The 24452-nt window shown below is 63.2% G+C and carries 18 protein-coding genes; 11 read left to right on the top strand and 7 right to left on the bottom strand.

Annotated elements, in window-relative coordinates; all coding sequences use genetic code 11:
* Positions 1–251: 251 nt before the first annotated feature.
* The 7 genes from glgB to GQ59_RS19875 all read right to left on the bottom strand — a co-directional run bounded on the left by glgB (position 252) and on the right by GQ59_RS19875 (position 12455).
* Complete coding sequence (gene glgB, locus GQ59_RS19905; protein WP_037084314.1) at positions 252–2459, bottom strand: 1,4-alpha-glucan branching protein GlgB; 2208 nt, start codon at positions 2457–2459, stop codon at positions 252–254.
* Entirely contained in the window at positions 2456–5761 is a 3306-nt protein-coding gene (gene treS, locus GQ59_RS19900) for a maltose alpha-D-glucosyltransferase (protein WP_432762600.1), read from the bottom strand. Before treS ends, glgB begins: the two co-directional genes overlap by 4 nt.
* 22 nt (positions 5762–5783) lie before the next feature.
* Positions 5784–9038: a maltotransferase domain-containing protein gene (locus GQ59_RS19895; protein ID WP_051904080.1), complete on the bottom strand. Its 3255-nt coding sequence runs from the start codon at positions 9036–9038 to the stop codon at positions 5784–5786.
* 251 nt (positions 9039–9289) lie between these two features.
* Entirely contained in the window at positions 9290–10267 is a 978-nt protein-coding gene (locus GQ59_RS19890) for a Bug family tripartite tricarboxylate transporter substrate binding protein (protein WP_051904079.1), read from the bottom strand.
* A 297-nt stretch (positions 10268–10564) separates the two neighbouring features.
* Positions 10565–11071 (bottom strand): cupin, encoded by a 507-nt coding sequence (locus GQ59_RS19885; protein WP_037084436.1) that lies wholly within the window; start codon positions 11069–11071, stop codon positions 10565–10567.
* A 43-nt stretch (positions 11072–11114) separates the two neighbouring features.
* Complete coding sequence (locus tag GQ59_RS19880; RefSeq protein WP_037084311.1) at positions 11115–11399, bottom strand: DUF3175 domain-containing protein; 285 nt, start codon at positions 11397–11399, stop codon at positions 11115–11117.
* 63 nt (positions 11400–11462) lie between these two features.
* Positions 11463–12455, bottom strand: a complete 993-nt coding sequence (locus GQ59_RS19875) for a LacI family DNA-binding transcriptional regulator (protein WP_037084309.1) — start codon at positions 12453–12455, stop codon at positions 11463–11465.
* Between the two features lie 201 nt (positions 12456–12656).
* On the opposite strand from GQ59_RS19875, the gene GQ59_RS19870 reads away from it, so the two are divergent.
* The 11 genes from GQ59_RS19870 (at position 12657) to GQ59_RS19820 (ending at position 24452) form a co-directional block, all read left to right on the top strand.
* A complete protein-coding gene (locus tag GQ59_RS19870; RefSeq protein WP_244448010.1) occupies positions 12657–13445 on the top strand; it encodes a 6-phosphogluconolactonase in 789 nt (262 codons plus the stop codon).
* On the top strand, positions 13438–14217 hold the full coding sequence (locus GQ59_RS19865; protein WP_037084307.1) for a sugar isomerase domain-containing protein: 780 nt from the start codon (positions 13438–13440) through the stop codon (positions 14215–14217). Before GQ59_RS19870 ends, GQ59_RS19865 begins: the two co-directional genes overlap by 8 nt.
* Positions 14218–14219: 2 nt before the next feature.
* Positions 14220–15359 (top strand): N-acetylglucosamine-6-phosphate deacetylase, encoded by a 1140-nt coding sequence (locus GQ59_RS19860; RefSeq protein ID WP_037084306.1) that lies wholly within the window; start codon positions 14220–14222, stop codon positions 15357–15359.
* Complete coding sequence (locus tag GQ59_RS19855; protein WP_037084305.1) at positions 15356–16627, top strand: neutral/alkaline non-lysosomal ceramidase N-terminal domain-containing protein; 1272 nt, start codon at positions 15356–15358, stop codon at positions 16625–16627. Before GQ59_RS19860 ends, GQ59_RS19855 begins: the two co-directional genes overlap by 4 nt.
* A gap of 88 nt (positions 16628–16715) precedes the next feature.
* Positions 16716–18023: an extracellular solute-binding protein gene (locus tag GQ59_RS19850; RefSeq protein WP_037084304.1), complete on the top strand. Its 1308-nt coding sequence runs from the start codon at positions 16716–16718 to the stop codon at positions 18021–18023.
* Positions 18024–18143: 120 nt separating this feature from the next.
* Positions 18144–19031, top strand: coding sequence for a carbohydrate ABC transporter permease (locus tag GQ59_RS19845; protein WP_037084301.1), 888 nt, complete (start codon positions 18144–18146; stop codon positions 19029–19031).
* Complete coding sequence (locus GQ59_RS19840; protein WP_174459623.1) at positions 19028–19921, top strand: carbohydrate ABC transporter permease; 894 nt, start codon at positions 19028–19030, stop codon at positions 19919–19921. Before GQ59_RS19845 ends, GQ59_RS19840 begins: the two co-directional genes overlap by 4 nt.
* Before the next feature lie 2 nt (positions 19922–19923).
* Positions 19924–21156, top strand: a complete 1233-nt coding sequence (locus GQ59_RS19835) for an AGE family epimerase/isomerase (protein ID WP_244448009.1) — start codon at positions 19924–19926, stop codon at positions 21154–21156.
* Positions 21157–21160: 4 nt separating this feature from the next.
* A complete protein-coding gene (locus tag GQ59_RS19830; RefSeq protein ID WP_037084299.1) occupies positions 21161–22228 on the top strand; it encodes an ABC transporter ATP-binding protein in 1068 nt (355 codons plus the stop codon).
* Between the two features lie 21 nt (positions 22229–22249).
* On the top strand, positions 22250–23425 hold the full coding sequence (gene uxuA, locus GQ59_RS19825; protein WP_037084297.1) for a mannonate dehydratase: 1176 nt from the start codon (positions 22250–22252) through the stop codon (positions 23423–23425).
* Positions 23426–23450: 25 nt separating this feature from the next.
* Positions 23451–24452, top strand: a complete 1002-nt coding sequence (locus GQ59_RS19820; RefSeq protein WP_037084294.1) for a Gfo/Idh/MocA family protein — start codon at positions 23451–23453, stop codon at positions 24450–24452.

Below are 24452 nucleotides of genomic sequence, written 5' to 3'. Positions count from 1 at the left end.
CTCTGCCCTGCCGGACATCTCCCCCTCAAGGGGGGAGATCGGATGGAGTTGCCCCATCATGATCGTAGGGATGAAACTAAACACTTCCATTGCCGCTGAAACTTCGCGCTTCAATGAGAGGCGATGAGCTCGCCTCTGGCTGATCTCCCCCCTTTGAGGGGGAGATGCCCGGCAGGTCAGAGGGGGGCCTCACGGAACTCCCTCAATTTGGAGATGTCCTTAGGAACTCGCGCTCCAAGTCGACCCGAAACCTACCCCTTCCACCGCAGGAACACCGTCGCCAGCGGCGGCAATACGACCGATATGGAAAACTCCCTGCCATGCGCCGGCGCACGCTCGGTCCAGGCTTCCGCCTGCCCCAGATTGGACCCGCCATAGAGCGCCGCATCGGTGTTCAGCACCACCTCCCAGCGTCCCTCCGCCGGCACGCCGATGCGGTAGCCGTGCCGCGGCATGGGCGTAAGGTTCGAGGCGACCAGCACATGCGAGGATCGGTCTTCGCTGCTCCTCAACATGCCATAGACGGAATTCTCGGCGTCGTCGGCCACCGCCCATTCGAAGCCTTCATGATGTAGGTCGCCGAATTGCAATGCGGGTTCCTGGGCATAGAGCATGTTCAGGTCGCGGATCAGCCGTTGGACCCCTGCGTGGTCGGGACTGTCCAGCAGGTCCCAGACGACCGAGCCGTCATGGTTCCACTCGGTCTCCTGCGCCAGTTCGCCGCCCATGAACATCAGCTTTTTGCCGGGATGGCCCCACATGAAGCCGTAATAGGCGCGAAGGTTGGCAAGCTTCTGCCAGCGGTCGCCCGGCATCTTGGCCACCAGCGAACCTTTGCCGTGCACCACTTCGTCATGGGAAAGCGGCAGGATGAAGCGTTCGGAATAGGCATAGATCATTCCAAAGCTCATCGCCCCGTGCTGGTATTTCCGGTAGACTGGGTCTTCCTGCATGTAATGCAGAGTGTCGTGCATCCAGCCCATGTTCCATTTGAAGTCGAAGCCGAGCCCACCCTCTTCGGTCGTCTTGGTGACGCCCGGCCAGGCGGTCGATTCCTCCGCCGCCGTGAATGCGTGCGGGCAGCGGTCATGGATGATGCTGTTCAGGTGCTTGAAGAATTCAACCGCTTCGAGGTTCTCGCGCCCGCCATACTGGTTGGGGATCCATTCGCCCTCGTTGCGGCTATAGTCGCGGTAGAGCATCGAGGCGACCGCATCGACCCGCAGCGCATCGACATGGTAATGCTCCAGCCATTCGAGCGCCGAGGCGATCAGGAAGCCTTTCACCTCGTTGCGGCCGAGATTGTAGATCAGCGTGTTCCAATCCCTGTGGAAACCTTCACGAGGATCGGCATGCTCGTAGAGCGGCGTGCCGTCGAACTTGGCCAGACCCCAGACGTCGGTCGGGAAATGCGCCGGCACCCAGTCGAGGATGACGCCGATGCCCGCCGCATGGCAGCGGTCTATGAAATAGGCGAAGTCCTCCGGCGTGCCGTGACGTCCGGTCGGGGCGAACAGTCCGAGAGGCTGATAACCCCAGGATCCGCCGAACGGATGCTCCATGATCGGCAGCATTTCGATATGGGTGAAACCGAGGTTCTGAACGTAGGGGATCAGTCGCTGGCTGAGTTCCACCCAGTCGAGATGGCGGTTTCCTTCTTCGGCGATCCGCAGCCACGAGCCGAGATGCACCTCGTAGATCGACATCGCCCCTTCGCGGGCGCGGTCCGCGCGTTGCCTGCGCATCCAGTCCTCGTCGGTCCAGCGGAACGGTTTCGAGGAGGCGACGATCGACGCCGTCGACGGCGCTGCCTCGCTGGAGCGGGCGACCGGATCGGCCTTTTGCGCCAGCAGATTGCCGTTGCCGTCGAGGATTTCGAACTTGTAGCGCTCGCCGTGGGTGAGGCGCGGAAGGAAGAGTTCCCATATGCCGGCCTGTGTGCGAAGCCGCATCGGGTAGCGCCGTCCGTCCCAGGCGTTGAAATCGCCGACCACCGAGACACGCCGCGCGTTCGGCGCCCAGACCGCGAAGCGCACGCCCTCTATGCCCTCGACCTCCATCGGTATGGCGCCGAGCGTACGGCCGAGATCGTAATGGGTGCCCTGGCCGATCAGGTGCAGGTCGAGATCGCCGAGCAGCAGCGGGAAGGAGTAGGGATCTTCCATCTCCTGGATGGCGTCCGGCCAGTGGATCCGGAAGAAATAGGGCGTCGTGCTGCCGGTCACGCCGGCAAACAGCCCGCCTTCATGGATGGTTTCCAGCTCGGCCAGCACCTTGCCGGTCTCGGTCTCCACCACGTCGACCGACAGTGCTCCGGGCATCAGCGCCCGAACCACGGTCAGGCTGCCGTATTGATGGCGTCCGAGGATCGAGAATGGGTCTCCGTGATGTCCTTCGACCAAGGCTGCCAAGCCCTCGCGGACGGTGCCGATCATCAGGTCTGTGCGCTCGTATCTCATGAGACGTTCTCCAGAAGTCGGGATGCGATCGCCGAGAAGCCGGCAAGCGGAAGGGGAAGCCAGTGCGGACGGCTGCGCACTTCGTAGGCGATCTCGTAGGCAGCCTTTTCAAGCAGGAAGAGATCGAGGATCCGCGCGCGGACCTCCTGCGGAATGCGCAGCGCCTCGGAATTCTCGATCGCCTCGAAATAGGCGTCGAGGAAGGCCGGTTCCGCCATCTCGATGAAACGGGCGACGAGCTCCTTGTGGCGGGCGTCGTCCACTTCGCTGACGATTTCCCGGTCGAGATCGGCGGAGGCGGCAAGGTAGCTCAGCGACCGCAAAAGTCCCGCGACGTCACGCAGCGGATTGGTCTTGGCGCGGCGCTCGGCGAGGTCGCGGGTCGGTTCGCCTTCGAAGTCGATGATATAGGCGTCGCCTTCCGCAACCAGGATCTGGCCGAGATGGAAATCGCCATGGTTGCGGGTCATCAGCGTGCCTTCGACGGCGCTGGCAAGATGCGTGGCGAGGCCGAGAAGCTGGTCGCGGCGGTCGAGGATCGCTTTTGCCTCGAGGGCGATATCCGAATCCAGACCTTCGACCGTTTTTTCGAGGATCGCCAGGCTGTGGGAAATCTGGCCCGTGACGGCCTCGCGCCATTTTTCGGCATCGGCCGCCGTTGCCCGGACCGGCTGAAAGTCCGGGTCGTCGGTTGGCTGGGCGAGCGCCGCATGCAACTCGCCGAGCCGTTTGCCGATGGTCGCGACCAAGTTTACGAGCGGCTTGAAATGCTCGTCCACCACCTCGCCCTCAAGGCCGGTCACCACGATCTCGTCGATGGCGCGGCGCAGATTGCTGAGCATCCAGTTCCAGGCGTCGCCCTGATTGCGGATCGCACTCTGAACGATGATCAGGGTGTAGCGATCGCCCTCCGGGGCCGTGCGGGCGACCTCGCCGAGCAGTTGCGCGGTGTTCTGATAACCGACATTGGTCAGATATCGGGTCATTTCGACTTCCGGATGTACGCCGGGGAAGACATGCCGGATGAGCTTCACCATGGCCAGGTCGCCCAAAATAAGCGAACTGTTGGATTGCTCCGCCGAGAGCCAACGGATGGCCATGTCGTCGGTAACCGTCAGGCTGTCGAGACTTTCCGTACCGATGAATTCCAATGTGCCGGCGCGACCGGAAATCACCGAACGCTCGCGAAGGCCACGCATCACGCCGCGCGCCAGGCCCTCCATGGCGAACCCGTCGGTCAGGAAGCCGACTCGGCGACCCTGGCGGATACGGGCGAGCGCCAGCTGCTGGGCGAGCGCGGTGGGCTGCGCATCGTCCCAGGACACGGCAAGCGGCAACAGATAGGTGTCCTTGCGGCCATCCACCTCCGCCTCGAGCTCACCGAGCAGGATGTTGTTGGCAAAGGCGATCGGCGTTGCCGCGACCAGCGTGGCACCATTTAGGACCTGCCCCTTGGAGCCGAACCAGCGCCGCTTGCCGAGATAGGCTGGAAGAACCTCGTTGGACAGCGTTGCGGCAAGCCGGGGCTCGTCGACCAGTTCCTGCAGGTCGCGGCGGGTGACCATGGTCACCATGTCCTGCATCTGCTCCGGGGGCTCCTTGCGCCAGACGGGGCCGTCGGCTTCGGCCACGAGCTGGAACCAGAAGAAGCCGAACGGCTGTAGGGTGAGCAGATAGGTGAGCTGGCCGATCGGCGGGAAGGGCGACATGCCCGAAAGCTCGATCGGCACGCGGCCGGCGAAATGCGCCAGGTCGAGTTCCACCGCCTGCGGCAGGCGCGAGAGATTGGCGACGCATAGGATCGTCTCGCCATTGTATTCGCGCAGATAGGCGAGGATCTTGCGGTTGCCCGGCGTCAGGAATTTCAGCGAGCCGCGGCCGAAGGCAGAGTGCTTGTTGCGCAATGCCAGCATGCGCCGGGTCCAGTTCAGCAGCGAATGGGCATCGGAACCTTGCGCCTCGACATTCACCGCCTCGTAGCCGTAGAGCGGGTCCATCACCGGCGGCAGGACGAGCCGGGCCGGATCGGCCTTGGAGAAGCCGCCATTGCGGTCCGGCGACCATTGCATCGGGGTGCGCACCCCGTCGCGGTCGCCGAGATAGATGTTGTCGCCCATGCCGATCTCGTCGCCGTAATAGAGAACCGGCGTTCCGGGCATCGAAAGCAGCAGTGCGTTCATCAGCTCGATGCGACGGCGGTCGCGCTCCATCAGCGGTGCCAACCGGCGGCGAATGCCCAGATTGATGCGGGCGCGGCGATCGGCGGCATAGATGTTCCAGAGGTAGTCGCGTTCCTCGTCGGTCACCATTTCGAGCGTCAGCTCGTCATGGTTTCGCAGGAAGATCGCCCACTGGCAGTTTTCCGGGATTTCCGGCGTCTGGCGCATGATGTCGGTGATCGGGAAACGGTCTTCCTTGGCGATCGCCATGTACATGCGCGGCATCAGCGGGAAGTGGAACGCCATGTTGCATTCGTCGCCATTGCCGAAATACTCGTTCGTGTCCTCCGGCCATTGATTGGCCTCGGCGAGCAGCATCTTGCCGGGATGGGTGGAATCGAGGGAGGCGCGGATCTTCTTCAGGATCTCGTGGGTCTCGGGCAGGTTCTCGTTGTTCGTCCCCTCGCGCTCGACGAGATAGGGGATCGCGTCCAGCCGGAAGCCGTCGATGCCGGTATCCGCCCAGAAGCGCATGACGCCGAGCAATTCCTCCAGCACCTGCGGATTGTCGAAGTTGAGGTCCGGCTGGTGGGAGTAGAAGCGGTGCCAGTAATAGGCGCCGGCGACCGGGTCCCAGGTCCAGTTCGATTTTTCCGTGTCGAGGAAAATGATCCGGGTTTCGGGGAATTTCTGGTCTGTATCCGACCAGACGTAGAAGTCGCGCTCCGGAGAGCCGGGCGGCGCATGCCGCGCCCGCTGGAACCACGGATGCTGGTCGGACGTGTGGTTGATGACGAGCTCGATGATGACCCGGATGCCGCGCTGGTGCGCCGCCTCGACGAAGGCCTGGAACTCCTCGATCGTGCCGCAGTCGGAGCTGACATTGCCGTAGTCGGCGATGTCGTAACCATCGTCGCGGCGCGGCGAGGGAAAGAAGGGCAGCAGCCAGATCGCGTTCGCCCCGAGCGAGGCAATATGGTCTAGTTTCTCATGCAGGCCCTGAAAGTCGCCGATCCCGTCACCATTCGCATCGAAGAACGATTTGATGTGGAGCTGGTAGATGACGGCGTCCTTGTACCATAGCGGATCGCCCTCATTCATCTGTGCCGGGTTTTGCCCCTGGCCCCGGTTTGCACTCGTCATATCCATTTTTTTGCTTTCTCCCCTATCTCACGCGCCAGATCGCAAAGGGCAGGCCCCAATGGGGATCGAGCCGCAGCCTTTGCATCTTGCCGGTCCAGGTGAACTTTTGGCCGGTGATCAGGTCGTCGACGTCAAGTGCGCCATGGTCCGGGAGGTTCCATGACCAGAGCGGTATTTCGACATCCGCCTCCTGCGCATTGTGCGGATCGAGGTTGATCGCGATCAGCAGGACGTTCTCGCGACCGGCACTCGCTTTCTCGAAGAACATGATGTTGTCGTTCCAGGCGGTGAGGAGCTGCAGGCCGAGATGCGAATGCAGCGCCGGATTCTCGCGGCGGATCCGGTTGAGCAGGGTGATCTCGCCCTTGATGTTGCCGGGACGGTCGTAGTCCCAGGCGCGGATCTCGTATTTCTCCGAATCCGCATATTCCTTGCGCTTGGCATCCGGCCGGCCCTCGCAAAGCTCGAAACCGTTATAGACACCCCAGAGACCGGACAGCGTCGCGGCAAGGGCGGCGCGGATCAGATAGGCCGGCCGCGGCGCGTTTTGCAGAAAGTCCGGATTGATGTCGTGGGTGTTGACGAAGAAATGCGGGCGGAAGAACTCCTTCGGCTCCTCGGTGGTGATCTCGCGCATATACTGCTCGAGTTCCCACTTGGCATTGCGCCAGGTGAAATAGGTATAGGACTGCGAGAAGCCGACCTTGGCGAGCCGGTACATCACTTTCGGCTTGGTGAAGGCCTCCGACAGGAAGACGACGTCCGGATGCCGCGCGCGGATGTCGGCGATCAGCCACTCCCAGAACGGGAAGGGTTTCGTGTGCGGATTGTCGACGCGGAACAGTTTTACGCCGTTGTCGACCCATTTTTGCACGATGTTGCGGAGTTCCACCCAGAGCGAGGGGATCGCGTCATGGGCGTAGAAATCGACATTGACGATGTCCTCGTATTTCTTCGGCGGATTTTCCGCATACCGGATCGTCCCGTCCGGCCGCCAGTCGAACCAGCCGGGATGTGATTTCAGCCAGGGATGATCGGGCGAGGCCTGGATCGCCAGGTCGAGCGCGATTTCAAGGCCCTCGTCCTGGGCGGCGTCCACCAGGCGGCGGAAGTCCTCGAACGTGCCGAGCTCCGGATGGATCGCGTCATGACCGCCGTCCTCCGAGCCGATCGCATAGGGGCTGCCCGGATCGCCCGGCGCGGGGCTCAGCGAGTTGTTCTTGCCCTTGCGGTTGGTCTTGCCGATCGGATGGACGGGCGGGAAATAGAGAACGTCGAAACCCATGTCGCGGATGGCGGGAAGCCGCTTGATGACGTCGTCGAACGTGCCGTGACGGTTCGGATCGCCACTCTGCGAGCGGGGAAAGATCTGGTACCAGTTGGCGAAACCGGCAGCGATACGCTCCGCATCGACCTGGATCGCCTGTGAGCGGACCTTGAAGGGCCGACGGTCGGCCTCCGCCATCAGATCGGCGGTCTCCGGCGCCAGCAGGATTTCCGTGCGCTGCGGGTCCTGCACTTCGGTCAGCTTGTCGAACAGGGTTTTCAGCCGTGTCTTGATCCTGCCGGACGAATTGTCCAGCGCATCGAGAACGAGGTTGATGCCTTCCTGGATTTCCAGCCTCAGATCGAGCCGCGCTTCATGCTTTTTGACGAATTCATAGCGGAAGATCGCGAAGGGATTGCGCCAGGCCTCGATCATGAATTCGTGGCGCCCCATGCGTTTCAGCGTGAATTCCGCATTCCAGCGATCGTTCAGGACGAGCTGCATGCGCTCTTCGGTCCATTCCGTCTCGTCGGCCGCGCGCCAGAGCAGCGCCGCCGCCAACGGATCGTGGCCGTCGCCAAAGATATCCGCCTCGACCTTCACCGTCTCGCCGACCACCCGCTTGACCACGAAACGGCCGTCGTCGACGGACGGCGTGATCTTCTCGATCGCCAGCCGGGGCGAAGCGGTCGCCTTGTCCACCGAGGGCACCGGGACGGCATCGACGATCGGGACCGATGACCGGCCTTCGAAAATCCTGATCTCGCCAGGTTTCAGCTTGAGCTGTGCGGCAAAGGCTTCGCCATCCGCCTCCGGCGCTTCGAGCGGCAGGAAGGGCGCCGCCGCCTCGCGCAGCACATTGAAGGGAGCGGCCACGGAGCGACGCAGATCCCGGTTGAGAACCACGACGCGCACCTTCTGCGCCGAACGCAGGTCCTCTCGGTCGGTCTGCATCAGCGCCACGGCCGGCGTCTGGCTGGTGGAAATGAGACGGAGCGGCTGGCGGGCAAAGCCGGCCGCGGTCTTGTTGGTGCCGGCATTTACGCTCCGGATATCGGCCGACAGATCGAACGAACCCTGCTCGCGCAGGCCTCGCAGGCCCATCCCGTCGCCAAACAGCGGGTCGAGCGGCGTGGAAGCACCGAATTCGAAGCCCATCGGGATCATCAGCCCGCTGGCGAAGGTTGCAGCGAGCTTCAGCGAGCGGATCGCCTTCCTCTGCAGCACTTCGCAACTGTCCGTGCCATGGGCGATGCGTTTGCCGAAGGGCGCTTCCGGAAACGTGACCTGGTACCCGAGCTGCCGCTGGATCTGGTATTCGTCGAGGATCCAGCGCTCCTCCAGGTTCCACCAGGCAAGCGATGAGAAGCTGCCGTCGAAACCGGCACCCTCGAGCGCCCGGCGATCCTCGAAGGAGGTGCCAGGCGTCCATGCCAGAAAGGTGGTCTCCGGCGCGGTCTTGCGGGTCGATACGATCAGGTCGTACCACGCTTCCGGCGCCAGACGGCCGATGCCGAGGCACCGGAAACCGGCAATCCCGAGGTCGGTCAGCTGGGCCATCCGCTTGCGCCAATCCTCGATATGGCGGGCTTCGCTCATGAAGTCGATGCCGCGGCTGCCGCTGTTCCTCGGCGTGATACGCGGATCGGCAAGGATCCGCCCGGCATGTTCGGCATCCAGGGCGACCCGATCGACCACGAGGTCGAGCATCAGCTTGACCTTGCTTTCGCGCGCCGCCTGGATCAGGGCCTTGATCCCGTCCTGGACGGAGGAGCCGAGCTGAAGTTCGGGGTCGAGCCGGTCGAAGTCTTTCGTCACGAAGACGCTCGCATGGAGGCCCCGCTCAAAAAGCGGCGCCGTCAGCACCGTGTCGAAGCCGAGATCCCTCGCATGCGCAAAAACCTCTCGCCACGCGTCGAGCCCCCTCAGCATCAGGGGATGAACGTAGTAAATCTGTGGTGGGAGTTGCGCGAGGGATGTCCCGGCGATGAATTGGGGACGCGTGTTCATGGGATTTGCCTCGCCGTCGATTAGAGCCGTCGAATTGGCGGTCTAACTGTCGAGCGGCGGTGCTGGTTCCGATAAAATTGCCTGACTCACGCGGTTTCTCACGCTTCGGGCCTGCATCTTCGGCGAAGCTGTTGATGCAGATGATCAATCCGCAGTTGTTCCTGAGAGGCGCCTTCGCTCTCTTTTCCGACAAGCTGAAACGGAAAAGGCCGGAGATCCGGCCTTCCTGATACGGTCATGTGTCTGGACGCCTACTGCTTTTCGATCTTGCCGATCTTGGCCCACTCTTCCCAGCGTTTGGTGTCCATCGTCGCATAGTCGAGGGTTGCCTTCGGGCTGTCGAGCGTCATAGGCTCGCCGCCATTGGTGCCGACGAACTTGCGGGCTTCGTCGCTGGTGGTGACCTGGGTCATCACCTTGTGCATCTTGTCGACGATGTCCTTCGGCGTGCCTTTGGGCGCGGCGAGAACCCACCAGATGCGCACGTCGACATTCGGCACACCTTCTTCCGCGAAAGTCGGGATGTCCGGGACCGAGGAAATGCGTTTCGCCGTGCTGACCGCGAGAATGCGCAGCGTTCCGTCCCGCGTGCGGGCAAGGCCGAAGACCGGATCGCCGACCATGTAGTCGATCGCGCCGCTTGCAAAGTCGTTGAGCGAGTCCGCGCTCGTCTTGTAGCGCACCTGAAGCGTGTCCGGCACGCCGGTATTGGCCTTGTACATTTCGGCGAGGATGACGGACGGGAAGTTCGACGTGGCGTAGGAGCCCTTGGCGCCCTTTTCCTTCATCGCCTTGGTCAGGTCGGAAATCTTCTGGTAGGGCGACTTGGCGTTGACCAGCATCATGAATGCCTGGCTGAACACCGGCGCGACATAGTCGAAGTCCTTCAGCGGATCATAGGGCGGGGCGTTGAAGACGTAGGGCGCCGCCGTGAACTGGTCGGCCGAGCCGATCAGCATCGTATAGCCGTCCGGCTTGGCGTTCTTGAGCGCGACGACCGAAAGGCTTCCGAGACCGCCCGGCTTGTTGTCGACGATGACGGTCTGTTTGAGCTGTTCTTCGAGCTTCTTGGCGAAGAAGCGGGCATAGACGTCCGCACCGCTGCCGGCGGGGAAACCGGCGATCAGCGTGATCTGCCGGGTCGGGTATTCGTCGGCGGCAGTCGCGGCGCCGCCCGGAATGTATGCGGAAAACACCAGCGCCAGGGCGCCTGCTAGAAATCGCTTCACTGCACTCTCCTCCTAGAGTTCAGTCCGGCACCTCGCGGGCGAGGCCGGAGTGTGATGTGACGCGAACAGTCTCCTCCCATTCACGCTAAAATATAAGGTAGCCATACAATTTGGGGGTCGTCAAATGCCTCGCCGGCGTACGGCTCAAATCTAATGGCCTCGATGGCCGCGCTTATGCCGCGGCGTTTCGATGCCTGATTTATGAGCGATTTGCAGGCCGGAAGCACCCATTCCGCTACTCGAAAAACAGAGGGCAGCTTGCCATTCAGAAGGCAGTGGCAGCCGTGCGGGGAGCCTCTAGGAACGGTGCCGCGACCATGCCCGTAGAAGAGTGCCGTCGGCGCCTTCCAGGGGATCGGTCTCTGGAAGCGGCAGGTTCGCGATGGTGTCGAGCTGCGCCTGGTTCGCCGGCCGGGTCTGGATATCCGCGTCCTGTCCGGGCGGATAGGCGCCGACCACCAGGAAGTCCCGGCTCGCATCGATCCGCCTGTGACCGGTACCGGCCGGCAGGATCAGGCAATCGCCGGCATGGACGCTGAGCTCGGCGCCCGACGGTCCGCCGATCAGCAGACGTGCCCGGCCGCCAGCGATCCCCAGCACCTCGTGGGCGCCGGTGTGATAGTGTTGATAGTCGAAGATGCCGTCGCGCCAGATGCCCTGCCAGCCATTGGCCTGGAACCGGTCTTCGAACTTCGGCGCCATCTCCCCTTCCGCCGGGATTGCGTTGCGATAGATCAGCACCGGCAGGTCTGGATTGTTCGGCACCCAGTCGCTGAATTCGAAGAGGATCGTTTCGACAGTCATGGGAGTGGCGGACATGGCGGCGTCGAGTGTCGGCGGCGTGACCTTAATGCTTCGGTTCACGGCCGAAATCCTTGCGAAGCTCATCCTTGGCTTTCTCCAGCGTGGCGCGGCGCGACTTCGAAAGCTGCTCGCCGGCTCGGTTGATGTAGAAATTCAGCATCGACATGGCCGACTTGAACGGGCTCGACTTGCGACGATGACTGGCTTCGGCAGAATGTTTGAGGGACGCGGCGATCTTTTTCGGACTGCGCGATTGGAACACGCCGTCCTTCAGGTCCATCGCGTCGCTATGCTCCGTCACGTCCTGCGACCATTTTTTCTTGGGCATGCAGACCTCCCGGGGAAAGGGTTGGGTCTCTATCCAACCCGCCCCCGACGGCAAGGTTCCCGTTTATCGTGCCGCGGCCGTCGTATTGCGCACCACGAGATGGGTTTCCAGCACGTAGCGCACGTCGCGGATGGCGCGCGATTGCAGCATGTCGAGGAGCAATGAGACCGCCACCCGACCGGCCTCGGTCGAGCGGTTGGAGACCGAGGTCAGCGCCGGATAGGTGACGGCGCCGAGCACGTCGTCGCAGCCGATCAGGCTGAAATCTGACGGTACCGAGACGCGCTTTTCGGAAAGCCCTGCCAGCACGCCTTGCGCCGTCAGGTCGTCGAAGGCGACGGCCGCGGTGGCGCCGGTGGCGAGGATCGCGCTCACCGCGTTGCGGCCGGAATTGTAGCTCGCCAGCACCGCCGGTACGGTTTCGACCACGATATCCAGCCTCGATGCGGCGGCCTTGATGGCGGTGCGGCGTTGCTTGTTCGACCAGGAATTCGACGGACCGCTGACATAGACGATCCGGCGATGTCCGAGCTTGGCGAGATGTTCGACCGCTTCGCGGACGCCCGAGCCGCTGTCGATCAGCACCCGCGGAATGCCGTCTATATCGCGGTTGATCAGCACCAGCGGCAATTGGCCCGCATGGGCGCGGATGCGCTCGTCCGAAAGGCGCGAAGAGGCGAGCACGAGGCCTTCCACCTGGCCGGCGAACCGGCCGACCAGCTTGTCCTCCTGTTTGGGGTTCTCCTCCGTATTGCCGAGGAAGATGCAGAAATCGGAGCGGTCCGCTTCGAGCTGGGCGGCCTGGATCAGCGGCGGAAAGAACGGGTTGGCGATATCGGGCACGATCAGCCCGACATTGCCGTGCCGCCCGGTGCTGAGCGCCCGCGCCGTATGGTTCGGCACGTAGCCGAGCGCTTCGGCCGCCTTCATGATCCGCGTCACGGTCTCCGGGGAGAGCATGTCCGGCCGCGTGAAGGCGCGCGACACGCTGGAACGCGCAACGCCTGCCGCATCGGCGACCTGGCTGATGGTGACGCCCTTGGTCCGCTTGATCATGGAAATTGAGAACTCGCCCGTTTGGCCTGGCACTTAGCATGAAGTCCGCAGCGCTATCAATTCTGCCCGCAAGACTGACATTCATCCACTTGACATGCAACCGGTTGCATGGAAGTCTTTTACGACAGATAAGGGACCTGCAACGGATGCGGCGAGGCGAAGCCCGCCTGCCGGTGCGACCCTGCAGACATGGAGACCGCGTTGACCATCGCCACCGCCCATCGTCCTTCGCCGGAAACGCGGCGGACTTTCGACCGCCTCTCGGTCGAGAGCTTTGCAACACGGGCCGAGATGGGCGCTGCCGCGGCTGCCGACATTGCCGCCGCCTTGGCCGAGCGCCTCGCCACCCAGGCGGAAGTTCGCATGGTCTTTGCCGCCGCCCCCAGCCAGGCCGATATGCTGAAGGCGCTCTGCGCCGCGCCGGGCATTGACTGGGGCAGGGTCACCGCCTTCCACATGGACGAATATATCGGCCTGTCGCCATCCTCCCCGGCACGTTTCGCCAACTGGCTGGACGAACATGTCTTCGGCAGGCTGCCGTTCGCCGCCGTGCACCGCATCACCCCGGAGCCGGATGCGGGCGCCGAGATACGCCGTTATTCCGACCTTCTCAACGAGGCGCCGATCGATTTCGTCTGCCTCGGCATCGGCGTCAACGGCCATATCGCCTTCAACGACCCGCCGGTCGCCGACTTCAATGATCCGCTGGACGTCAAGATCGTCGAGTTGGACGATATCTGCCGCCAGCAGCAGGTTGATGACGACTGTTTTTCCGATCTTGCGTCGGTGCCACATGAAGCGATCACGCTGACGGTGCCGCGCCTGCTCAGGGCCGATCGGATGTTCTGCGTCGTGCCGGGCGCCGTCAAGCGCGATGCCGTTTCGAAGACGCTTTACGGCCCGCTGACCACCGAATGCCCGGCAAGCGTCCTGCGCTTCCACGCCGCCTGCACCCTTTATATCGACAAGGATTCGGACCCCGATGCCTGATCAACCCGTCATCGATGCGGATGCGCTCTGCGAAGGTTATTTCTCCTCGACCCAAGGCTTGATGCGCCGGGTTCTGGAGGAGGAAAAGGCCCCGCTCGACCAGGCCGCGGCAAAACTCGCCGACCAGATCGCCGCCGACCGACTGGTGCATATCTATGGTCCCGGCGGCCATTCCAATCTCGCCTCGCAGGAAGTCTTCTTCCGCGCCGGCGGGCTGATGCATATCAGCGCCATTCTCGATGAAGGCACGCTTCTGTCGAACGGCGCCCTCCGCTCCATGGCGATCGAGCGTACGCCGGGTTACGGCAAGGTGGTCATCGCGAACCAGCGGCTCGGCGACACCGACCTGCTGATCCTCGTCAACGCCTACGGCATCAATGCCGCGCTGATCGATGCGGCGCTGGAGGCGAAACGCCGCGGCGCCTTCCTGATCGGCGTCAGTTCCCGCGAACATGCCTCGAAAACCGCGCCGGAGCATCCGGCCCGCCACCCGACCAAACAGAACCTGCACGACATCGTCGATATCGCCATCGACTGCAAGGTGCCGATCGGCGATGCAGTCGTGACCGTGCCGGGCATGGGCGAAAACATCGCGGCGATCTCCACTTTCGCCAACGCGTTCACGCTGAATTGCCTGGTCATCCGCACGGTCGCGAAACTCGTCGAGCGCGGCATCGAGCCGCCGGTCTGGCGCAGCGGCAATGCGCCGGGCGGCGACGAGGCGAACGGCCGCTTCATCGCCAGTTTCCAAGGCCGGGTGAGGGCGCTCTGACCATGGTCGTCGACGGTATCGATCCCCGCACCGGCAAAGGTTTTGCGATCGACATCGCCAAGGGGAAGATTGCCGCCATCCGCCCGGCGGAAAATACCAGTCCACTATACCTCTCCGCCGGGTTGATCGACCTGCAGGTCAACGGTTATCGCGGCTTCGACCTGAACAATGGCGGGGTCACCGCCAACATCCTCCTTTCGCTCTGTGAGGAGATGCTGAGCGTCGGTGTCACCACCTGGCTGCCGACCATCATCACGGCCTCCGAGACTTCCATCCTTCAGGCGCTTGCCGATATCGCAAGAATCCGCGCCGGCCACCGGCTGATCGCCGAAATGGTCCCGGGCATTCATGTCGAAGGCCCGTCGATCTCCGACAAGGACGGTCCGCGCGGCGCCCATCCGCTGGCGCATGTCCGCCCGCCGTCGATCGAGGAATTCGATCGCTGGCAGCAGGCGTCGGGCAATCTGGTCTCGATGGTGACGCTTGCGCCGGAACATGGGGGCAGTATTGAGTATATCCGCGTGCTCACGGCCAGAGGCGTCCACGTGGCGCTTGGCCACACCGCCGCGACGCCGGAGCAGATCCATGCGGCGGCGGAAGCCGGTGCGGTCCTCTCTACCCATCTCGGCAATGGGGCGGCGGCCATGCTGCCGCGTCACCCGAATTTCATCTGGGCGCAGCTTGCCGACGACCGGCTGGCGGCGAGCTTTATCGCCGACGGCTGGCACCTGCCGGCCGATACGTTCAAGGCCATGCTGCGCGCCAAGGGTTTGGAGCGGGCGATCCTCGTGTCCGACATGGTGGCGCTCGCCGGCATGCCCGCCGGCGTCTACGACCAGCCGGTCGGCGGTCGCGTTGAGGTGTCTGCCGAAGGCCGCATCAGCGTCGCCGGCACGCCCTATCTCGCCGGCGCCAGCTTGCCGCTTTCGGCCAATATCGCCATCGCGTCGCAGATGGCAGGCCTTCCGCTTGCCGATGCGCTGCTGCTCGCAACCCGAAACCCCGGCCGCTTCGTCGGCGGTCGCGGCCTGCTGGAAGTCGGCGCGCGGGCCGATCTCATCCGTTTCGAATGGTCGGAAGGCGAGCGGGAGTTGTCTATCCGCGAAACCTGGGTCCACGGTGAAAAGGCGTCCTGCGCATGATCCGGGCCGGAGCCGCCATCGTCGATATCACCCCGCCGCCCGGCCTTGCAATGTCCGGCTTTGCGGCTCGCACGCTGCCGGCCAGGGGCGCGCATGATGCTCTGACGGTCCGTGCCGTGGTAGTCGGGGATACGGCAGCCGTCGTCGCGGATGTCATCGGCATCGATGCCGCGACGATCGCGCGGATCCATAAGCGCTGCGTCCTGACGGCGGATAATGTCGTGGTCGCAGCACTCCACAATCACGGCGGCCCGGTCTCAATGACCGGACGGCTCAGCATCGCCGCCGATCCGACCTATCTGGAGCGGCTGGAAGATGCCTGCGTCGCCGCCATCGACAAGGCCGCCGCTGCGCGCCGGCCGGCAACCATCACTGTGGGGCAGGGAAGTGATCCGGGGATTGCGCGCAATCGGCGCCATCCGGGCGGACCCGTGGACACTTCCCTGCCGCTCCTTCGCATCCGCGCCGCGGATGGCAGCATGATCGCTCTCGTCACCGCCTATGCCTGCCACCCGGTGGTGCTGGCGGCCGACAACCTTTTATGGACGGCCGACTATCCGCATTTCGTGCGACAGGCGCTGGAAGAAGCCCATCCCGGCGCGGTCTCCCTGTTCATGACCGGCTGCGTCGGCGACGCCAATACCGGCCACTCGGCGCATGCGTCGATCTCGCTTGCCGAAAACCCGGACCGCAGTTTTGCTGCCGCCGAACGGATCGGCCGCAAGATCGCCGAGGCTGCGCTTGGCGCTGCGGAAGAGCCCGTTTCGGACACCGTGAATGCCCGCAATGGCGCCGTCACCCTCTCGTTCGAACGCAGAGAGACGGAAGCTCCCGAAATTCTCGAAAAGCGCTGGCGGGAAGAAGCCCTGGGCGCCGAACCTGCCCGCAAAAACCTGCTCGGCTATTGGGCCGATTGGGCGCGTGACATCGCACCGCTTGAACCGGAGCCGCTCGCAGCCCGCGTCACCGTGCTCGATTGGGGCGGCGTGCCGATCGTCGCGCTGCCGGGCGAGATCTTTGCGGAGACGGCGCTGACGATCCGTACGAGCCTCGGCGCGGACAAGCCGGTCTTCGTCATCGGTTTTGCCGACGACAACCCCGGCTACATCCCGCCGGCCAGCGAATTCCAGTTCGGCGGTTACGAAGTCGACGAAGCGCATCGCTATTACGGCCTGGCAGCGACCTTCGCGCCGGGCTCTGCCGAAGCGCTCGCGGCCTGCGCCATCGAACTCGCGAAAGCCACCTACCGGGAAAGCGGGGCCGCATGAACCGACCGCCTACCACAAACGATCCGATGCTTGACACGCAACCGGTTGCATGAGAGCTTTTTGTTAACAACAACAAGGGAACAGGGACATGAAAAACAGATCAGCAAAGACCAGGATTTCCACCCGAGCGCTGCTTATGAGCGCGGCATTCGGCGCAGCCCTTCTCTCCGGCGCGTCCGCCGTTTCGGCTGAAACGCTGACGGTCTGGAGCGGTTATCCGGAAATGGCGCCGTTCTACGAACATGTCGCGCAGGGCATGAAGGCCGCCTATCCGAAGCTCGAAGTGAAGGTCGAGGCGATCGCCCTTCGCGAGCACGAAAAGCGCGTCGCGCTTGGCCTCACCGGCGGCCAGGACGGCACGACGGTTATCGAGCTCTCCGGTTCGACCGCCACCCGCTACCTTGAAAACGATCTTCTGCCGGAAGCCCCGGCCGATGTCTCGACCTTCGTCAAGGACCCGAAGAACTTTGACAAGTTCTTCAGCGATACCGCAGGCCAGGGCGGCAAGATCTACGGCGTGCCGCTCTTCCGCGGCCAGGGCGCTCTCTATTATAACACCGACATGTTCAAGGCTGCGGGGCTGACGGCCGCGCCGAAGACCATGGAGGAATATTCGACCTATGCCGAGAAGCTGACCAAGCGCGATGCCTCCGGCAAGGCGACGGTGTCGGGCTGGAGCATGCGTCTCTCGGGCGGCGGCCAGGGCATTGCGGAGAAATTCTGGATCAACATGCATCAATATGGCGGCGCGATCCTCGTTCCCGCAGGTGAAGGCAAGTGGAAGCCCAATTTCGCCAATGAAGCCGGCCGCAAGGCGCTGAAACAATATCTTACCAACATCTTCATCACCAAGACGGTCACCCCGGAAATGCCGGCCGATGCCGATGCCTTCGAGCGCGGCCAGACAGCCATGTTCATCCGCGAATCCTGGGTGATCGGCGACATCGCCAAGAAGGCGCCGGACCTGAAATACGCAACCGCGCCGCTGCCGAAGGGTTCGATCGCCCTGCCCACCAACCTGTATGTCGCCGGCAAGGGGGCCGATACCAAGGTCGGTTGGGAATTCGCCAAGGCTGCCAATTCGCCGGAAAATCTCGTCTGGCTGCTCCAGAACGTCGGCTGGCTGCCGAACCGTTCGGGTGTCGATTATTCGGCCGTCACGTCCAAGCAGCCGGCGTTTGCCGCCTTCGTCGACTATCCGAAGGGCTACGAGTTCTTCACGCTGCCGTCGATCGGCCCGATCGAAGAGATCCTGACCCGCGTTGCCGCCCAGCTCGTCGCCGCCTTCGGTGACGCCTCGCTTGCCGGCGACGATGCCAAGATCGATGCTTTCCTCAAGAAGGCCAGCGACGAAGTGAACACCATCCTCGCCCGCGAAGGCCTGGCTGCGAAATAATCGCCGCCACGACTCGCCATTCGCATGGGCCCGGAGCATCATTGCTCCGGGCACTTAAAACGGGGATCCTGGGTCCGACCCGCGCCGCGGCCGAACCCTGCTGTCTACAGGCCAAACTTTATGCTGAAGCGCAAAAGATGGATTTTTGCGATCCTTGCGATTTTGCCGACCCTGGCAATCTTTGCCTATGTCCGGCTTTATCCGATCGCCGACACGCTGAGGCTCAGCCTTTTCAAGTGGGACATCCTGTCGAAGAACAAGCCCTTCGTCGGCCTCGCCAATTTCCGCGAGCTGATGGGCGACCACCTGTTCCTCGATGCGCTGGTCAATACCACGATCATCGCCTTCGGCGTGCTGGTCCTCACCATTCCGATGGCGCTGATCATCGCCGCGCTGATCTTCCATCGCACCCGCTCGAGGATGGCCGGTTTCTACGAGACCGCGATCTTTATTCCGCATGTCGTGTCGCTGGTTCCCGCCGCCATGGCCTGGAAATGGATCTTTGATGCCCGCCTCGGGCCGCTGAATGCGCTCCTGACCTTTTTCGGCATCCCGGCGCAATCCTGGCTGTTCGATCCGGTTCTGTCGGTCATCTGCATCATCGTACTCTGCTCCTGGCAGGCGCTGGGTTATGCGGTGCTGATCTATATCGTCGGTTTCAAGAACCTGCCGGTCTCGCTGTATGAAGCGGCCAAGCTCGACGGCGCCTCCGGCCCGCAGAGCTTCTGGTACCTGTCGATCCCGATGCTGAAGCCGATCACCCTCTACGTCTCGGTCGTGACTCTGGTCTCCGGCTTCAACGTCTACGCTCAGGCCTTCGTCCTGGCATCCGATGCGCAAGGAGCGCCCGGACGGCAGGTGCGGGTGCTGGTTCTCGACATGCTGGAAAACAGCTTTCGCAATTATCGCGTCGGTTATGCGGCCTCCGAGGCCGTCGTCCTTTTGGTCATCGTTCTGGCGCTGACGCTCATCCAGTTCTCGATGCTGCGGGAAAGGGGCAAGGCATGACGACCAATTCCGTGAACTATATCGAGCCAACCACCGAAGAGCTTTCCGAGGGCGTGCGCCTGCGCCGCAAGAAGCGCGCGATCAACTTCGCGATCGACGTATTCCTGATCGTCGTTTCGATCCTGATGCTCCTGCCGCTGGTCTTCCTGGTCGCCAACGCCTTCAAGACGCCGGCGGAAATGCTGAGCTGGCCGCCGACCATCATCCCGCGCGACCCGACGATCGCCAATTTCTCCGCCGTGCTCGGCGAAACGCCGCTGCTGCGCTGGATCGGCAACAGCATCGCCTTTGCCGTCATGTCGACGATCGCGATCGTCGCCACCTCGGCGGTCGCCGGTTACATCTTCGGAAAATTCCGCTTCCGGACGATGAACATCCTCTTCGCGCTCTTCCTCGCAACCGCCATCGTGCCGTTCGAGGTCTACATGATCCCGCTCTATTTCCAGGCAAAGAGCCTCGGCATCCTCAATTCCGTCTGGGGCCTGCTGCTCGGTTATCTGGTGATGAGTTTCGGCATCTTCCTGATCCGCCAGAACGTCATCCACTCGATCCCCGACGAACTGCTGGAAGCCGCCCGCATCGACGGCGCCGGCGAGTTCTGGATCTTCCTGCACATCGTCCTGCCGCTCTTGCGCGGTGCGCTCGGCGCGCTCGCCGTGCTCGCCTTCTTCCAGGCCTGGACCGCCTTCGCCTGGCCGATGATCGTCGCGACGACCCGTACCAGCTATACGATCGAGGTCGGGCTAGCGCTGTTCCAGACCGGCTTCACGGTCGATCTCGGCCGCCTCAGCGCCGCCTCCGCCACGGTCCTCATTCCGTCCATCCTGCTCTTCGTGATCCTGCGCCGCAACTTCGTGCAGGGCGTCGCCAGCACCGGCCTCAAGGAGTGACGATGGCGATGGATTTCCTTGAAGAAGCCCGAACCACCTATGCCGCAGCCAATGCCGGTACGCTCTACTGGATGCTGCAGCGGCCGATGCTCGGCGGCGGGTTTTTGAATACCAAGCAGAGCAGCCTGACGCTCAAGGACTATGGCGCCGAAGACGGCGTTCGCGGCCCGGATTACACCTATGGCTGGATTCAGGGGCGGGGACTGGAAGCGATCGTCACCCATGCCGAGTTCTTCGGCGCGGAACTGCCGCCCTTGGCCGAAAAGCTCGATACCGCCGGCCGCCGCCTCTATACCCTTCTGGCGGCGCTCCAGAAGCCGGATGGCCACGCCTATTTCTGCTACGACCGAGACATGCGAGCCGTTTATGCCGATCAGGCGAACGTGGTCCGGATCCAGGAAAAGCCGGCACTGATCTACACCTATTCCGACGCCTTCGTGGCCAAAGGGCTGGTGGCCGCTGCGAGCCGCTACGGCCTGCCGGATATCGCCGGCCATCTCGGTTATTTCGACCGGGTGGTCGCCGCGATCGAAACCGGCCGTTTCCAGATGGACGAACGTCGCCCGCTCTCGCTCGACAGCCTCGCCGAGCAAGTCGATGATTTCGGCCCGCGGATGATCCTGCTCGGCGCCGCAGGCATGCTCAAACGCGCCGGCCACACGACGCATCTCGCCTTTGCCGACCGCTTCATCGCCCATGTCATCGACCGGCACTACGACGCTACGACTGGCCTGCTCCGCAACGTGCCCGGCGAGGACAGCTGCAATGTCGGCCACGGCATCGAGTTCGTCGGCTTCGCGCTCGACTATCTCGACGACACCGCCGATCCGGCATTGATCGACAAACTGGAACGCATCCTCGTTTCATCCTTCGACAAGGGCTTCGTCGGTCCGGGCATCACGCTCACCGTGTCCATCAAGACCAGCAAGGCACAGAGCCCCTATTGCCCTTGGTGGTCGCTGCCGGAAACCATCCGCTCGGCGGCTCTTGCCCACGAGCGCACCGGTAGCGCCGAGAGTTTGCGTGTCTGGAAGACCGCCCACGCCGCCTTCTTCGAGCGCTACTGGCGCGGCACACCGCCGATCGCCTACCAGACCATGACGAAGGACGGCCCCGTCGATTTCGTGCCCGCCACGCCGGATCTCGATCCCGGCTACCACACCGGCCTCAGCCTGCTCGCAGCCGTTCACGCCGCAGACCGGCTGAAGCCCCAAACCCGAACAGTTTCAGGATAAATACATGGCTTCCGTTGAAATCCAGAACGTCCGCAAGGCCTATGGCGACGTCGAGACCATCAAGGGCGTGTCGGTCGATGTGCCGGATGGCGCTTTCGTCGTCCTAGTCGGCCCCTCCGGCTGCGGCAAGTCCACGCTGCTGCGGATGATTGCGGGGCTCGAAGATATCTCCGGCGGCACGATCCGCATCGATGGCCGCGTCATCAACGAGGTCGAGCCGAAGAACCGCGATATCGCCATGGTCTTCCAGAACTATGCGCTCTACCCGCATATGACGATCGCCGAGAACATGGGTTTTTCCTTGCGGCTCGCCAAGAAATCCAAGGAGGAGATTGCCGAGCGGGTCAATGACGCAGCGCGTATCCTGGGGCTTACCGACTATCTCAAGCGCTACCCGAAACAGCTCTCCGGCGGCCAGCGCCAGCGCGTCGCCATGGGCCGCGCCATCGTCCGCAATCCGAAGGTTTTCCTGTTCGACGAACCGCTGTCGAACCTCGACGCCAAGCTGCGTGTGCAGATGCGCGCCGAGCTGAAGGACATCCACGCCCGCATCAAGACGACCACTGTCTACGTCACCCACGACCAGATCGAGGCGATGACCATGGCCGACCGGATCGTGGTGATGCGGGATGGCATCGTCGAGCAGGTCGGCGCTCCGCTGGAGCTTTACGACAAGCCGGTCAACACCTTCGTGGCCAGCTTCATAGGTTCACCTTCGATGAATTTCCTCTCCGGCAAGGTGGCCGAGGATCGTAAGTCCGTGCTGACCGAAAATGGCGTCCGCCTACCGCTCGGCCCGGAGGCTTCCGCTTCCCCCGGCACCGCTGTCACTTACGGCATCCGTCCCGAACATCTGGCGATTGCCGCCGGCAACGAGGGCATCCCGATAACGGTGACCAATATCGAGCCGACCGGCTCGGAAACCTTCGTGCAGGGCACGGTCGACGGCCAGAAGTTCTCGGCGCAGCTGCGTGAGCGGCTTTTCATCAAAACCGGCGAAGTGCTCAATCTGGCGCTTGCGCCCACCAACAGCCATATCTTCGATGCCGCAACCGGCATGCGGCTCGGCTGACAAGCATAAGGTACCAAGACGATGGAACAGACTTGGCGCTGGTTCGGACCGGACGACACGGTCAAGCTTTCGCATGTGAAACAGGCCGGCGCGACGGGCATCGTCAGCGCGCTGCATCACCTGAACGACGGCCGCATCTGGCCCGATGACGAGATCGCCAGGCGCAAGGCGATCATCGAGGAGGCCGGGCTCACCTGGTCGGTGGTGGAAAGCATCATCGTCCACGAGGACATCAAGACCCGCACCGGTCGTTACCGCGAACTGATCGACAACTACAAGGCCTCGATCCGCACGGTCGCCAAGGCCGGCATCAGAACGGTCTGCTACAATTTCATGGCGATCACCGATTGGACGCGCACCGATCTCGAATACGAGATGCCGCATGGCGGCACGGCGCTGCGTTTCGATATCGTCGAATTCTGCGCATATGACGTCTTCATCCTGAAGCGCCCCGGCGCCGAGGCCGATCATCCTGCCGACCGTATCGCCAGGGCCGAAGCGTGGCTGAAGACGGCGAGCGAGCGCGATCTCGCCCGGCTGGAACGCAACCTGATCGAATGGGTGCCGGCCCGCGAATTCGTGTACGACCGGCAAAGCCTCAACCGCATGCTGGACATCTACAAGGAACTGTCGGAGAGCGGCTTCCGCGAAAACCTCTTCACATTCCTGAACGAGATCATCCCGGTCGCCGAAGAGGCGGGTGTCAGGATGGCGATCCATCCGGACGATCCGCCATTCCCGCTGTTCGGTCTGCCGCGCGTCGTCTGCAAGGCTTCCGATGCGCGCGCGCTGCTCGCGGCGGTGAAGTCGCCCTCGAACGGCATCACGCTCTGCACCGGTTCCTACGGCGCCAATCCCGAGAACGATCTCGTCGCCATGGCGAAGGAATTCGCCTCCGATATCCATTTCGCCCACCTGCGCAATGTCACCAAGGAAGGTGACGGTTCCTTCCACGAGGCCGAGCATCTGGGCGGTGACACGGATATGGTACGGGTCACCATGGCGCTGATGGCCGAGGAAAAGCGTCGCAAGGCGGAAGGCCGCGCGGACTGGCAGATTCCGATGCGACCCGACCACGGCCATGCGATCGTCGACGACATAGGCAAGAGGGTCAATCCCGGCTATTCCTGCATCGGACGGCTGAAGGGTCTGGCGGAACTGCGCGGTATCATGCGTACGCTCGAAGTTCTCGGCTGAAAACGGATCCTGAGGGGAGGGGACGATGACGAAACTGAAAGTGGCGATGATCGGGCTTGGCATGGCGGCAGGGCACCATGCCCGCGCCCTTCTCGACCTTTCCGACCGGATCGAATGCGTCGCGGCCTTCAGCCAGACCGCCGCCCGGCGCGAGGCATTCGCGGCCGAATACCCGATCCCCGTGACCGGCGATCTCGATGCGATCTTTGCGGACAAGGCGATCGAGGCGGTGCTGATCCTCACCCCGCCGAGCAGCCATCTGGAACTCGTCCAGCGATGTGCTACGGCGAAAAAGCATATACTATTGGAAAAGCCGCTCGACATTTCCTTCGAGCGCTCCGAGGCCATCGTCCGCGCCGCGAAGCAAGCGGGCGTGCTGCTGGCCATGGTGCTGCAGAACCGCTTCCGTTTGGCAGCCCTGAAACTCGACGAGATCGTCAGATCCGGCCGGCTGGGGCAATTGATCGAGGCATCCGCCGCGATCCGCAACTGGCGCCCGCAGAGCTATTACGACGTCGAGGGCCGAGGCACGATGGCACGCGACGGCGGCGGCGTGCTGCTGACCCAGGGCATCCATACGATCGACCTGCTGCTGAGCGTCGCCGGCACACCGAAAGACGTTTCGGCCTTCGTCCGCACCAGCCCGATCCATTCGATGGAAACCGAGGACTTGGTAACCGCGACCTTCGCCTACGAAAACGGCGCGATTGGCACGCTGAACGCCACCACCTGCGCCTATCCCGGCCTCCCGGAGCGCATCGAGCTGCTGGGTACCAAAGGCACTGCGGTCTTTACCGGCGACACGCTCAACGCAGCCTTCATGGACGGAACGAGCGTTATCGAGGGCGGCGAAAAATCCGGCAGCGGGGCCGGGGCCAATCCGATGGCTTTCGGCCACGAAATGCATCGCGCTTTGATGGAGAACTTCGTGGATGCGATCCGCAACGACGCGCCGCTGCGCGTCACTGGCGAGGATGCGCTCAAGGCTCACCGCTTCATCGCGGAAATCCTCGCCGCCAGCCGGTAG

This window comes from Neorhizobium vignae (assembly GCF_000732195.1).
GTDB lineage: Bacteria > Pseudomonadota > Alphaproteobacteria > Rhizobiales > Rhizobiaceae > Neorhizobium > Neorhizobium vignae.
This window is presented reverse-complemented; position numbering and strand designations above follow the sequence as displayed.

Coding starts and splice junctions, on each gene's coding strand:
- glgB (WP_037084314.1), bottom strand. CDS start 2,459: ATGAGATACGAGCGCACAGACCTGATGATCGGCACCGTCCGCGAGGGC.
- GQ59_RS19820 (WP_037084294.1), top strand. CDS start 23,451: ATGACGAAACTGAAAGTGGCGATGATCGGGCTTGGCATGGCGGCAGGG.
- treS (WP_432762600.1), bottom strand. CDS start 5,761: ATGACGAGTGCAAACCGGGGCCAGGGGCAAAACCCGGCACAGATGAAT.
- GQ59_RS19835 (WP_244448009.1), top strand. CDS start 19,924: ATGGCGATGGATTTCCTTGAAGAAGCCCGAACCACCTATGCCGCAGCC.
- GQ59_RS19830 (WP_037084299.1), top strand. CDS start 21,161: ATGGCTTCCGTTGAAATCCAGAACGTCCGCAAGGCCTATGGCGACGTC.
- GQ59_RS19895 (WP_051904080.1), bottom strand. CDS start 9,038: ATGAACACGCGTCCCCAATTCATCGCCGGGACATCCCTCGCGCAACTC.
- GQ59_RS19865 (WP_037084307.1), top strand. CDS start 13,438: ATGCCTGATCAACCCGTCATCGATGCGGATGCGCTCTGCGAAGGTTAT.
- uxuA (WP_037084297.1), top strand. CDS start 22,250: ATGGAACAGACTTGGCGCTGGTTCGGACCGGACGACACGGTCAAGCTT.
- GQ59_RS19855 (WP_037084305.1), top strand. CDS start 15,356: ATGATCCGGGCCGGAGCCGCCATCGTCGATATCACCCCGCCGCCCGGC.
- GQ59_RS19840 (WP_174459623.1), top strand. CDS start 19,028: ATGACGACCAATTCCGTGAACTATATCGAGCCAACCACCGAAGAGCTT.
- GQ59_RS19850 (WP_037084304.1), top strand. CDS start 16,716: ATGAAAAACAGATCAGCAAAGACCAGGATTTCCACCCGAGCGCTGCTT.
- GQ59_RS19875 (WP_037084309.1), bottom strand. CDS start 12,455: ATGATCAAGCGGACCAAGGGCGTCACCATCAGCCAGGTCGCCGATGCG.
- GQ59_RS19860 (WP_037084306.1), top strand. CDS start 14,220: ATGGTCGTCGACGGTATCGATCCCCGCACCGGCAAAGGTTTTGCGATC.
- GQ59_RS19845 (WP_037084301.1), top strand. CDS start 18,144: ATGCTGAAGCGCAAAAGATGGATTTTTGCGATCCTTGCGATTTTGCCG.
- GQ59_RS19880 (WP_037084311.1), bottom strand. CDS start 11,399: ATGCCCAAGAAAAAATGGTCGCAGGACGTGACGGAGCATAGCGACGCG.
- GQ59_RS19885 (WP_037084436.1), bottom strand. CDS start 11,071: ATGACTGTCGAAACGATCCTCTTCGAATTCAGCGACTGGGTGCCGAAC.